This is a genomic window from Bradyrhizobium aeschynomenes (assembly GCF_013178945.1).
GTDB lineage: Bacteria > Pseudomonadota > Alphaproteobacteria > Rhizobiales > Xanthobacteraceae > Bradyrhizobium > Bradyrhizobium aeschynomenes.
The window spans coordinates 967,107-979,187 of the sequence record NZ_JABFDM010000001.1; the positions used below are offsets into that span (position 1 = coordinate 967,107).

12 protein-coding genes are annotated in these 12,081 nt (G+C 66.9%); 6 read left to right on the forward strand and 6 right to left on the reverse strand.

Annotated features, from left to right (window positions below; translation table 11 throughout):
- Positions 1–196: 196 nt before the first annotated feature.
- From fabI to HL666_RS04400, 4 genes are all read left to right on the forward strand, one after another.
- Positions 197–1,030: an enoyl-ACP reductase FabI gene (fabI, locus tag HL666_RS04385; RefSeq protein ID WP_172133297.1), complete on the forward strand. Its 834-nt coding sequence runs from the start codon at positions 197–199 to the stop codon at positions 1,028–1,030.
- A 14-nt stretch (positions 1,031–1,044) separates the two neighbouring features.
- Entirely contained in the window at positions 1,045–1,644 is a 600-nt protein-coding gene (locus HL666_RS04390) for a histidine phosphatase family protein (RefSeq protein ID WP_172180082.1), read from the forward strand.
- A gap of 115 nt (positions 1,645–1,759) precedes the next feature.
- Positions 1,760–2,845 carry a chorismate synthase gene (aroC, locus tag HL666_RS04395; RefSeq protein WP_172110669.1) on the forward strand — a complete coding sequence of 362 codons (1,086 nt, stop codon included), beginning with the start codon at positions 1,760–1,762 and terminating at the stop codon, positions 2,843–2,845.
- 54 nt (positions 2,846–2,899) lie between these two features.
- Entirely contained in the window at positions 2,900–4,090 is a 1,191-nt protein-coding gene (locus HL666_RS04400; protein WP_172180084.1) for an adenylate/guanylate cyclase domain-containing protein, read from the forward strand.
- 8 nt (positions 4,091–4,098) lie between these two features.
- Here HL666_RS04400 and clpS read toward each other — a convergent pair whose 3' ends face one another.
- Positions 4,099–4,404, reverse strand: a complete 306-nt coding sequence (clpS, locus tag HL666_RS04405) for an ATP-dependent Clp protease adapter ClpS (RefSeq protein WP_172110667.1) — start codon at positions 4,402–4,404, stop codon at positions 4,099–4,101.
- 233 nt (positions 4,405–4,637) lie between these two features.
- Between clpS and HL666_RS04410 the strand changes: the two genes are divergently transcribed.
- On the forward strand, positions 4,638–5,489 hold the full coding sequence (locus HL666_RS04410) for a DUF1194 domain-containing protein (protein ID WP_172133294.1): 852 nt from the start codon (positions 4,638–4,640) through the stop codon (positions 5,487–5,489).
- 19 nt (positions 5,490–5,508) lie between these two features.
- Here the strand turns inward: HL666_RS04410 and HL666_RS04415 are convergent, their stop codons facing one another.
- Positions 5,509–6,513 (reverse strand): DUF4037 domain-containing protein, encoded by a 1,005-nt coding sequence (locus tag HL666_RS04415; protein ID WP_246741444.1) that lies wholly within the window; start codon positions 6,511–6,513, stop codon positions 5,509–5,511.
- Positions 6,514–6,541: 28 nt separating this feature from the next.
- Here HL666_RS04415 and HL666_RS04420 point away from each other — a divergent pair, with 28 nt between their 5' ends.
- On the forward strand, positions 6,542–7,114 hold the full coding sequence (locus HL666_RS04420) for a septal ring lytic transglycosylase RlpA family protein (RefSeq protein ID WP_172180086.1): 573 nt from the start codon (positions 6,542–6,544) through the stop codon (positions 7,112–7,114).
- Positions 7,115–7,136: 22 nt separating this feature from the next.
- Here the strand turns inward: HL666_RS04420 and HL666_RS04425 are convergent, their stop codons facing one another.
- The 4 genes from HL666_RS04425 to dxs form a co-directional block, all read right to left on the reverse strand.
- A complete protein-coding gene (locus HL666_RS04425; RefSeq protein WP_172180088.1) occupies positions 7,137–8,372 on the reverse strand; it encodes a class I SAM-dependent RNA methyltransferase in 1,236 nt (411 codons plus the stop codon).
- Positions 8,365–9,102 carry a TlyA family RNA methyltransferase gene (locus HL666_RS04430; RefSeq protein WP_172110663.1) on the reverse strand — a complete coding sequence of 246 codons (738 nt, stop codon included), beginning with the start codon at positions 9,100–9,102 and terminating at the stop codon, positions 8,365–8,367. Before HL666_RS04430 ends, HL666_RS04425 begins: the two co-directional genes overlap by 8 nt.
- Before the next feature lie 365 nt (positions 9,103–9,467).
- The gene (locus tag HL666_RS04435; RefSeq protein WP_172133290.1) at positions 9,468–10,025 is read right to left on the reverse strand and encodes a nucleoside 2-deoxyribosyltransferase; all 558 of its coding nucleotides are present in this window, start codon (positions 10,023–10,025) and stop codon (positions 9,468–9,470) included.
- Positions 10,026–10,056: 31 nt separating this feature from the next.
- Complete coding sequence (dxs, locus tag HL666_RS04440; RefSeq protein WP_172133289.1) at positions 10,057–11,982, reverse strand: 1-deoxy-D-xylulose-5-phosphate synthase; 1,926 nt, start codon at positions 11,980–11,982, stop codon at positions 10,057–10,059.
- Positions 11,983–12,081 lie beyond the last annotated feature (99 nt).

Below are 12,081 nucleotides of genomic sequence, written 5' to 3' on the forward strand. Positions count from 1 at the left end.
GCGGCTGTTGGACATTCTGACAGGAGCGCGGGCCGCAACCGCGCCTTGCACAGACCATAACCCCGTGATGACAGGCCTATTCCGCCGGCCGGAGACTCTGCCTGGAGTTTGCCACAGAGCGGGCGGAATGGGGCTGTACCGGGCCAGACCGGTGGTGTACGTCCAGTCCTTAATAATCAGTTCGATGGGAAGCCGCATGGCGCAGATTTCAGGTTTGATGCAGGGCAAGCGCGGGGTCGTCCTCGGCGTGGCCAACAACCGCTCGATCGCCTGGGGCATCGCCAAGGCCGCGCGCGCGGCTGGCGCCGAGATCGCGCTGACCTATCAGGGCGACGCGCTGAAGAAGCGGGTCGAGCCCTTGGCCGCCGAGCTCGGCGGCCTCGTGCTCGGCCATTGCGACGTGACGGATCCCGCCACCGTCGACGCCGTGTTCGACGTGCTCAAGGAGAAGTGGGGCAAGATCGATTTCGTCGTCCATGCCATCGCCTTTTCCGACAAGGACCAGCTCGACGGCCGCTACATCGAGACCACGCAGGACAATTTCTCCAAGAGCATGCTGATCAGCTGCTACTCGCTGACCGCGATCGCACAGCGCGCCGAGAAGCTGATGACCGACGGCGGCTCGATCATCACCTTGACCTACTACGGCGCCGAGAAGTGGATGCCGCACTACAACGTGATGGGAGTCGCCAAGGCCGCGCTGGAGGCCAGCGTCCGCTACCTCGCCGCCGATCTCGGCGAGAAGAACATCCGCGTCAACGCGATCTCGGCAGGTCCGATCAAGACGCTGGCGGCGTCGGGCATCGGCGACTTCCGCTATATCCTGAAGTGGAACGAATACAACGCGCCGCTGCGCCGGACCGTGACCATCGATGAGGTCGGCGACAGCGCGCTGTATCTGCTCTCCGACCTGTCGCGCGGCGTCACCGGCGAGGTGCATCACGTCGATTCCGGCTATCACGTCGTCGGCATGAAGCGGCCCGAGGCGCCCGACATCTCGCTCAGCAACTCCGTCGGCGCCAAGGATTAGGCATAACGCCCGCTATGCCCCGGCCCACGATCTATTACATCCGCCACGGCGAGACGGAATGGAATGCGCTCGGCCGCCTGCAGGGCACGCAGGACATCCCGCTCAACGCGCTCGGGCGGGTGCAGGCGGTCCAGGCCGGCCATCTGCTGGCCGAGCTGGTCGGCCGCAATGGCCATGACGCGGCGCGTCTGCCCTATGTCGCCAGCCCGCTCAGCCGCGCCCGCGCGACCATGGAGCTGGTGCGCGGGACCTTGAAGCTGCCGGTCGAGGACTACGCGCTCGATGCGCGGCTGCGCGAGATCGGCTACGGCAAATGGGAAGGCGCGACCCTGCCGGAAATGCAAGCCGCCGACCCCGCATTTTATGCCAAGCGCCTGACCGAGAAGTGGACGCTGGCGCCGGAAGGTGGCGAGACCTATGCCGATGTCGAGCGCCGGGTTCGCGACTGGTATGATGGCCTCTCCGGCGATATCGTCGCGGTGGCGCATGGCGGTACGGCGCGCGCGCTGATGGTCGCACTCGGCTTCGCCACGCCGAACCGCGCCGTCGACCTGCCGATCCAGCAGGGCGCAGTGTATGTGTTCGGCGAGAACGGCTTCGAGAAGTTTAGTTGATTTGCTCCGTCATTCCGGGGCGCCTCGTGAGAGGCGACCCCGGAATCTCGAGACTCCGGGTCTGGTCCTTCGGACCATCCCGGAGTGACGGTTCCCCCGATTGGTAGATCAGATCATGTCCTTCAACACCTTCGGCCACATGTTTCGCGTCACCACCTTCGGCGAGAGCCATGGCGTGGCCATCGGCTGCGTGGTCGACGGCTGTCCGCCACGCATCCCGCTGACTGCGGAGGAGATCCAGGTCGATCTCGATCGCCGCCGGCCGGGCCAGTCGCGCTTCACCACGCAGCGGCAGGAGCCCGACCAGGTGAAGATCCTGTCCGGCGTCATGGCCGATCCGGACACCGGCGCGCAGGTCACCACGGGCACGCCGATCGCGCTGCTGATCGAGAACACCGACCAGCGCTCGAAGGACTATTCCGAGATCAAGGACAAGTTCCGGCCCGGGCATGCCGACTTCACCTACGAGGCGAAATACGGCCTGCGCGACTATCGCGGCGGCGGCCGCTCGTCGGCGCGCGAGACCGCGACGCGGGTCGCGGCCGGCGCCGTCGCGCGCAAGATCCTGCCCGACGTGAAGGTGCGCGGCGCGCTGGTGCAGATGGGTCCGCACAAGATCGATCGCGCCAATTGGGATTGGGACGAGGTCGCGCGCAATCCGTTCTTCTGTCCCGATAAGGACAAGGCGGCGTTCTTCGAGAGCTATCTCGACGGCATCCGCAAGTCCGGCTCGTCGATCGGCGCGGTGCTCGAGATCGTGGCCGAGGGCGTGCCGGCGGGCCTTGGCGCGCCGCTCTACGGCAAGCTGGATGCGGATCTGGCCGCGGCGATGATGAGCATCAACGCCGTCAAGGGCGTCGAGATCGGGGCCGGCTTCGGCGCGGCCGAGCTGACCGGCGAAGAGAATGCCGACGAGATGCGCTCGGCCAATGACGGGACGCGCTTTCTCTCCAACAATGCCGGCGGCATCCTCGGCGGCATCGCCACGGGACAGCCGATCGTGCTGCGCTTCGCCGTCAAGCCGACCTCGTCGATCCTCACCCCGCGCCAGACCGTGGATCGCTCAGGCCACGAGACGGAGATCCTGACCAAGGGCCGCCACGATCCCTGTGTGGGCATTCGCGCCGTCCCGGTCGGCGAGGCGATGATGGCCTGCGTGCTCGCCGACCACCTGCTGCGCCATCGCGGCCAGGTCGGGTAGCCGTTCAACGTTGCGGCCGTTTGCTGTTGTCATGCGGCTCGCCTAATGTCGGCTATGGACAGCTCCACGCTGCAGGACATCAGGGACTGGCTGGTCGACGGCGCGCGCTCCGCGGCGACGCCGAGCGAGATGATGGCCGAATGCTGCGCGCGACTGGTGGACCTCGGCATCCCGCTGTGGCGGGTCGGCGTGTTCGTCCGCACCCTTCATCCTGACATCGCCGGCCGCAGCTTCATCTGGCGGCAGGGGGCTGAGGTCGAGATGGGCACGGTCGCTTTCGGCTTCGAGAGCAGCCCGGTCTATCGGGACAGTCCGCTCGCGCGCGTGTTCGAGCAGGGGGCGGAGTTCAGGGCCGATCCGCGTGCACCCGAGTCCGAGCGTTTTCCGATCCTGATGGATCTGCGCGCCGAGGGCGTCACCGACTATCTCACTTTGCCTTTGACATTCATCGACCGCGCAGTCCACGCCTCGAGTTGGACCACCAAATCTCCCGCCGGCTTCACCGACGCGCATCTGAACGCCATCCGCTCGTTGATGCCGGCATTGGCGCGCTACACCGAGATCATCACGCTGCGGCGGACCGCCTCGATGCTGCTCGATACCTATGTGGGCAACAGCGCGGGGGAGCGCATCCTTGGCGGCCAGATCCGCCGCGGCCACACCGATGCGATGGACGCGGCGATCTGGCTGTCAGACCTGCGCGGCTTCACGCCGTTGTCCGATCGCCTGCCGGCCGAGGACGTGGTGGAGATCCTCAACCACTATTTCGACTGCCAGGTGGAGCCGATCCGCGAGCAGGGCGGCGAGGTGCTGAAGTTCATGGGCGACGGCCTGCTCGCCGTGTTCCCGTTTCGCCGGCGTGGCGGCGATCCCACCGAGGTCTGCGCGCGCGTGCTGGCGGCAGCACGGGCGTCGCGGGCTCGCGTGGACGCGCTCGAATATGCGTCTGGCGGCGCCGGGGAGCGCTTCCGCTTCGGCGTCGCGCTGCATGTCGGCCGGCTGCTCTACGGCAATATCGGCGGCGGCAACCGGCTCGACTTCACCTGCATCGGTCCTGCCGTCAACCTGGCAGCACGGCTGGAGAAGATTGCAGCAAAGCTGAATAGGACGGTGGTTGCCTCCGAGGCCTTTGCCGGCGCCTGTCCGGAGTCGATGACCGATCTCTGGACCGATCTCGGCGAATTCCCGATCGCCGGCCTCTCGACCGAGCAGCGCGTGTTCGGGCTGCGCGACGAAGGCAATTAGTCCGGCGCTCACTCCTCCGGCTCGGTGGTGAACAGCAGCGGGTATCCCTTGGCGCGGCCGGCGTCGGTCGCGCGGGTCGCCTTGGTCTCGGCGACGTCCCGGGTGAAAACGGCCACCACGCACACCCCGAGCTTATGGGCCGTGATCATGACCTTGTAGGCCTCGTCCTCGGTCATGCGGAATTCCGCTTTCAGGATCATCACGACGAAGTCACGCGGCGTGAAGTCGTCGTTGACCAGAATGACCTTGTAGAGCCGGGGACGCTCGACCTTGGTGCGGACCCTCGTCTTCGGCTTGGTGACGGCGTCGTTCATGTGAGCAGCGCGCCTGTGTTCCTGATGCGGCGGACACGCCACAATACAGCCTCTCGTCACTCCGGGAAACCACGGGCTGCTCGCTTTTGGTCGAAGGGCGCACGTGGCGTCGGACCAGCGGGCCCGCAGGTGATCCCCTGGGACTAACTGGAATGTGAATGAATGCGCGCGTTCCCGCTTTGCTGTGTGCGCATTGCGTGTCACCATCATGTGACGCGATTGGAGGGCAGCATATGCGCTGGTGGATCTCGATCGGGATGGCGTGTATGGCGGGCGCCCTGGCCGGCGGCGACGTCGCCACCGTCGCGGCGGCGCCGGGCGCGAAGGCGGCGCAGCAGCTGAGCGAGAAGGAGGCGTCCGTCGACGTCGAGCTGATCCTCGCGGTCGACGTCTCCTACTCGATGGACCTCGACGAGCTTGCGATCCAGCGCGAAGGCTATGCCCAGGCGCTCAGCTCGCGGGAGTTCTTGCAGGCACTGAAGAACGGGCTGCATGGCCGCATCGCCGTCACCTACTTCGAATGGGCCGCATCGAGCGATCAGAAGATGATCATCCCCTGGCGGCTGATCGATGGACCCGAGACTGCCGACGCCGTCGCCGCGGAGATCATGAAGACGCCGATCCGACGGGCCTCGCGCACCTCGATCTCGGGCGCGATCTACTTCGCGATGCCGCTGTTCGACGACAACCCGTACCGCGGCCTGCGCCGCGTCATCGACATCTCCGGCGACGGGCCCAACAACAACGGCTCGCCGGTCGCGATGGCGCGCGACGAGGCCGTCAACAAGGGCATCACGATCAACGGCCTGCCGATCATGGTCAAGGAGCCGTCCTATTCGACGATGGATATCGAGAACCTCGATCTCTACTACAGGGATTGCGTCACCGGCGGCCGCGGCTCGTTCGTCGTCACCATCAAGAGCCGCGATGAGTTCAAGGACGCCATCCGCACCAAGCTGCTGATGGAGGTCGCCGGACGCGCACCTCCGCCGCGCTTCGTGCCCGTCGCCGACGATACCGGCAAGGAGCCGCGGGTGTCCTGCATGATCGGCGAGAAGATCTGGCAGGACCGCTGGGGGCGGTGAGCGGTCCGTGGCCGCGCCGTCAGTCCGGCGCGTCCCGAGGCGTGAGCCTGGTCAGGTCGGTTCCGAGCGCGCGTAGGCCATCGATCGCGGCGCTCAGGGCGCCGCTGCCGATCGCCTGCCAGATCAGCTCCACCCGCGCCATCAGATCGTTCACCGTCAGGGGCAGCGTCGCGGCTTCAGCGAGCGCGGCTTTTTCATTGATCAGATAGCGCGCATTGCGGGCAAACAGCACCTGGGCGGCGCAGGCGAGCGCACGATAGGCGCATCCGGCGATGTGCGTGCGATCGCCGCGCGCAACGGCAAGCGCCGCGTTGTCGATGCTGAACCCGATCTCCCATTGGAAGCGCGCGATGATCGCCGTGGCCAGGCGGGGCGGATAGGGCGTGCAGCGTGCCTTCAGTTCGGCCAACTGCAGGGTGGGATCGTGCAGCACGCGGCAGAGCGCGACCTCGCCCATCCAGATCGCCGACACGAAGCCATGCGGATGACCCGGCTGATAGTCGATGTCGATCTGTCCGTTCCGGCAGTCGTCGATGACCCGATCGACCGCGTCGATCGGCCGATATAGCAGGTCGACCTTCACTCCGTCGATCTGGAGCCGGCCGCCGCCGACGATCCATCGCCCCCAGCCGCCGACCTCCGTCAGCTCGACCGGCCGGGATTGGCCAACGAGGCGCCGCACGGCCGTGCGCAGGGCTGTGACATCGAGCGCCGCGCCGCGGGCGATGTACAGCCCGATGTCGTAGTCGGAGCCGGCGCTGGCCGTGCCGCGCGCGCGCGAGCCGCCAAGCGCGATGGCGCCCAGCCCCGGCACATCGGCCAGTTCGTCGACGATCCGTGTGAGCATTGGCTCCTGCATGCGTGCCTCCGGCCCTGTGGGTAGCTCGATATTGTGTGGAAAACGCCGCGGCGCCTCTGCCTCAGCTCGCCTGTGGCTGCTGAGCCACAGCAAGGCAAAAACCAGGAGTTGCAGATCGCCAAAGCTCTCTTTGCCACCGTGCCGCCGCGATTGGGCCGCGACCATGACCGGGTGAGGCGGAGGCGCACAGAACATGCGTATCATCGACCGGACAGAACGTCGCGAACGGCAGGACGCGCACAATTCCATCATTCAGGCCGGGACCTCGGGGCTCTCCCGTCAGCTCCTGAGAGTGGCCCTCGTCTGTGCCGCGGCAGCTTCGCTGGCCGCCTGCGCGCAGTCCTCGGCTGTTCGGCAGGCGCGCTCCCCAGCGTCGGCGAAACAGGCCGCCGCCGAGCTTCGGCCCCCGGTTCAGCGCCCAGAGACGGCGCCGGAATCGCTGGTCCGCGTGCGGCATGCCGAATTCAGTCCGCCTGCGGCGCATTCCGCCGCGTCAGGTCTCGCCAGCTACTATTCGGAAGGCCAGAAGACCGCCAGCGGCGAGCGCTTCAATCCCTCGGAGTTGACGGCCGCGCATCGCAGCCTGCCATTCGGCACCCGCCTGCAAGTGACCAACGTCAAGACCGGTCGCTCCGTTGTGGTGCGCGTCAACGATCGCGGGCCGTTCGTACAGGGACGGGTAGTCGACGTCTCCTACTCGGCTGCGCAGGCGCTCGGCATGGTGAACACCGGTGTCGCGCCGGTGAAGGTCAGCGTGGTCAGGTAGCGAGAGCGGATAGGGCGTCGGCTCACCGCACCAGCCGTGCCACCAGCTCGACATGCGGCGTGTGGCGGAATTGGTCGACCGGCACGACAGTCTCGAGCGTGTAGCCGCCGTCGAGCAGCATCCGCACATCCCGCGCGAACGTCGTGACGTTGCAGGACACCGCAACGATCACCGGCACCTTGCTCGCAGCCAGCTGCTTGGCCTGGGCCTGCGCGCCCTGGCGCGGCGGATCGAATACGACGGCGTCGATGTCGTGCAGTTCCGGCGGCATCAGCGGGCGCCGGAACAGGTCGCGCGCCTCCGCCTTGATCGGCTTCAGGCCGGGCGTGCCGGCCGCCTTCTGCAGCGCTGCGATCGAGCCGGTGTCATTGTCCATCGCGATGACGCGCGCACGCGCGGCGAGCCGCAGCGCGAACGGGCCGACGCCGCAGAACAGGTCGGCAACGTGCTTGGCCTTACCGACGCGCTCCATCACCAGCTGCGCCAGCGTCTCCTCGCCTTGCACGGTGGCCTGCAGGAATGATCCCGGCGGCAAGGTCACTTGCGCCGTGCCCATGGTGACGACCGGCGGATTGCGCATCAGCACCAGCTCGCCATGCCGCGTCAGGCGCGCCAGGCCATGCTGCTCGGCAAGGCGTGACAGCGCCGCGACCCGCGGCGGCGGCAGCGGGCCGGAGCCGCGGATGTCGATGTCGAGCCCGTTGCGGGTTGCCGTGGCCTGGATGTCGAGCGGCTTGCCGGTCGGCTTCAGCGCCTCCGCCAGCGCCCACGCCGCTTCCAGCGCACCGTCCAGCGCGGGATCGAGGATCGGGCAGCGGTCGATCGGGACGATCTCGTGACTGTTCGCCGCGGAAAAGCCCACCCGCAGGATGTCGTGTGTCCCCATGCGCGCGTGGAAGGTGGCGCGGCGGCGGCCGGCGCCGTGCGCGTCGATCAGGGGAGCCACCTCGCAATCGACCTTGGCGGCCCGTAGCGTTTCCGTGACGATGTTGCGCTTCCAGGACCGATAGTGCTCCGGCATCCAGTGCTGGACGGCGCAGCCGCCGCAGACGCCGAAATGCGGGCAGAACGGCGCGGTTCGCTCCGCACTCGGGGTCTCCACCGAGAGCAGCTTGCGGCGATCCGGGTGGCCGGGAACGGCAGCCGCCTCCACGGTTTCACCAGCCAGCGTGTAGGGCACGTACAGCGCCTCGCCCGAGGACAGCGACACGCCGTCGCCGCGATGGCCGACATGGTCGATGACGAGACGCTCAACCATGGCGGCGCGCTCCCAGGAAGAATTCGGCGTTGCCGTCGCCGCCCTTGATCGATGACGGGAAGATCTCGATGTCGCTGCAGCCGAGCGAGGCGGCGAAGGCGGCGACATCCTCGCAGACGGCTTGATGGACGGCCGCATCCTTGATGATGCCGCCCTTGCCGTGTTTCCCCTGCGCCTCGAATTGCGGCTTGATCAGCGCCAGCAGGCTCATCGGCGAGGCCGCCAGCGTCAGCGCCACCGGCAGCACCGCCTTGAGCGAGATGAAGCTGCAGTCGATCACGACCACGTCCGGACGCTGCGGCAACCGCTTGCCCTCGAAACTGCGGATGTCGGTCTGCTCCATCGAGACGAGCTTCGGGTGCTGGCGCAGCGACGGATGCAACTGATCGCGGCCGACATCGACCGCGAACACGACCGCCGCGCCATTCGCCAGCAGCACCTCGGAGAAGCCGCCTGTGGAGGCGCCGACATCGAGGCACACGTGGTCTTCCACCTCGACGCCATAATGCTCCAGCGCCGCCGCGAGTTTGACGCCGCCGCGCGACACCCAGGGATGCGCCGGCTCGGCGTCCAGCACCGCATCAGTGGGAATGCTCTCGGAGGCCTTGCCGACCTGCTTGTCATTGGCGAACACCAGCCCCGCCTCGATCGCCGCCTGCGCCCGCGCACGGCTCTCGAACAGGCCACGTTCGACCAGGAGGATGTCAGCGCGTTTGCGGGGAGGGGGCATTTGTCTGATCGATAGTCATGAGTTGCGGGGCTCGCGCCCCAATTCCGGTGTCGTCCCGGGCAAGCTCCAACGCGCATCGCGCGTTGGAGCGCCGACCCGGGATCCATAACCACAGGACGTAGTTTGTAGGAAGCTGGCAACGACGCGTTTGCCCAATACAACGTCCTGTGGTTATGGGTCCCGGCTTCCGCCGGGACGACGTGGCGAGATCGGACCTCATGGCGAGCTGCGTAGGGTTGGCAAAGGCGCGTGCATCGCTCTCGCCGCAAGCTCGTATCGCAATTGACGCGCCGTGCCCACCATGTTGACCGAGGCCGCGGATGCGCGGTGGGCATGCGTCGCCTGTCGGCGTCGCTTTGCCCACCCTACGATTCCGCGCCCAGCCGCTGGGCCGCCAGCTTCACGCATTCCTCGAACGCCGACAAATCATGCCACACATCCGCCGGCCGCTCGCGTGGCAACACCAATGGTGAGCCGTGCAGGTCGAGCGCGTGGATCATCATCAGATTGTCAGGGAGACCGAAATCCTCGACCGTCAGGCCGTCAGCATCGACCAGCCGGCCGTCCTGCTCGCTCACCGACGTGAAGCGCCGGGTGCGCTCGGCATAGACAGCGGGATCGTTGCAATAGCCAAAGCACAGCTTGCCCGATCCAGCCATGTAGCCGAGCTCGTAAACCGTGCCGGCATCGGCGCCGGGGCCGCGGAACGGCGTGAGATTGGCGATGATGGCACAGGCGTCGTCCATCATCGCCTCGTTGCCATGGAAGATCTGGCGCGAGGCGTCGGGCGAGGCGAGATCGACGGTGTTGTCGAGGGGATAAAGGCCGATCAGGCCGTGGCGGTCGCAGATGGCGACCTTCCGCCGGCCGATCTCAACGGCATCCGGCAGGAAAACGTCGGGTCCTGCCAGATAGATCTTCATGGTTCACCGATGACGGCCAGCCGAGCCCGCCTCAGGCGAGCTTGACGGCCTCGGTCGCGTAGTCCTTGCCGAGCGCTTCGAACACCTTGCGGACGATGCCCTTGGCGTCGAGGCCGGCGCGGGCGTACATCGCCGCGGGCGTGTCGTGGTCCTGGAACTCGTCCGGCAGCACCATCGTGCGCATCTTCAGGCCGCCGTCCAGCATGCCCTGGTCGGACAGATACTGCATGACGTGCGAGCCGAAGCCGCCGATCGAGCCTTCCTCGATGGTGATCAGGATATCGTGCTCGCGGGCGAGCTTCAGCACCAGCTCCTCGTCGAGCGGCTTCATGAAGCGCGCATCGGCGATCGAGGCCGACAGGCCGTGCGCGGCGAGCTCGTCGGCCGCCTTCTCGCACTCAGCGAGGCGGGTGCCGAACGACAGCAGCGCGACCTGCTTGCCCTGGCGGATCATGCGGCCCTTGCCGATGTCAAGGGGAACGCCGACCTCAGGCATCTCCACTCCGCGACCCTCGCCGCGCGGATAGCGCACCGAGCTCGGCCGGTCGTTGATCGCGACCTGCGTTGCCACCATGTGCACCAGCTCGGCCTCGTCGGAGGCCGCCATGATCACCATGTTCGGCAGGCAGCCGAGATAGGCGTTGTCGAACGAGCCGGCATGCGTGGCGCCGTCGGCGCCGACCAGGCCGGCGCGGTCGATCGCGAAGCGCACCGGGAGGCTCTGAATGCAGACGTCGTGGACGATCTGGTCATAGCCGCGCTGCAGGAAGGTGGAGTAGATCGCGCAGAACGGCTTGTAGCCTTCGGCGGCGAGACCGGCGGCGAAGGTCACCGCGTGCTGCTCGGCGATGCCGACGTCGAAGGTGCGCTTCGGGAACGCCTTGGCGAAAATGTCGATGCCGGTACCGGAGGGCATGGCGGCCGTGATGCCGACGACCTTGTCGTCCTTCTCGGCTTCCTTGACCAGGCTTTGGCCGAACACGTTCTGATAGGCCGGCGCGTTCGGCTTGGCCTTGGCCTGGGTGCCGGTGGCGATGTCGAACTTGGCGACCGCGTGATACTTGTCGGCGGCGGCTTCCGCTGGCGAGTAGCCCTTGCCCTTCTGGGTCACGACGTGGACCAGGATCGGGCCGGTCTCCATGTCGCGGACGTTCTTCAGCACGGGCAGCAGATGGTCGAGGTTATGGCCGTCGATCGGGCCGACATAATAGAAGCCGAGCTCCTCGAACAGCGTGCCGCCGTCCATCATGAAGCCGCGGGAATATTCCTCGACGCGGCTGGCGCGGTTGGCGATCACCTTCGGCAGATGCTGACCCAGCTGCTTCGCTGCATCGCGCAGCGTGCGGTAGGTCTTGCCCGAGTAGAGGCGCGACAGATAGGCCGACATGGCGCCGACCGGCGGGGCGATCGACATGTCGTTGTCGTTGAGGATCACGATCAGGCGCGAGTTCATCGCGCCGGCATTGTTCATCGCCTCATAGGCCATGCCGGCGGACATCGCGCCGTCGCCGATCACGGCGATGACGTTGTTCTTGCCGCCTGCGAGGTCGCGGGCGACGGCCATGCCGAGGCCAGCCGAAATCGAGGTCGAGGAGTGCGCGGCGCCGAACGGATCGTAGTCGCTCTCGGCGCGCTTGGTGAAGCCGGAGAGGCCGCCGCCGGTGCGGAGCGTACGGATGCGGTCACGGCGCCCGGTCAGGATCTTGTGAGGATAGGCTTGGTGGCCGACGTCCCAGATCAGACGATCGCGCGGGGTGTCGAACACGTAGTGGATGGCCGTGGTCAGCTCGACCACGCCGAGACCCGCGCCGAAATGGCCGCCGGTCACCGAGACCGCGTCGATGGTCTCCTGGCGCAGTTCGTCGGCGACCTGCCGGACCTGCTCGACCTTCAGCCGGCGCAGATCTTCCGGAGTCTTGATGGTGTCGAGAAGCGGCGTCTTACTAAATGTGGTCACGGTGACATTCCAATTTTGCAGGTCGGGTTCAAGGGCCGACGTCTGAGAGGTTCATCGTAACGGGCGGCGAAACCTGAAGCCTTGAAGGTCACATCCGCG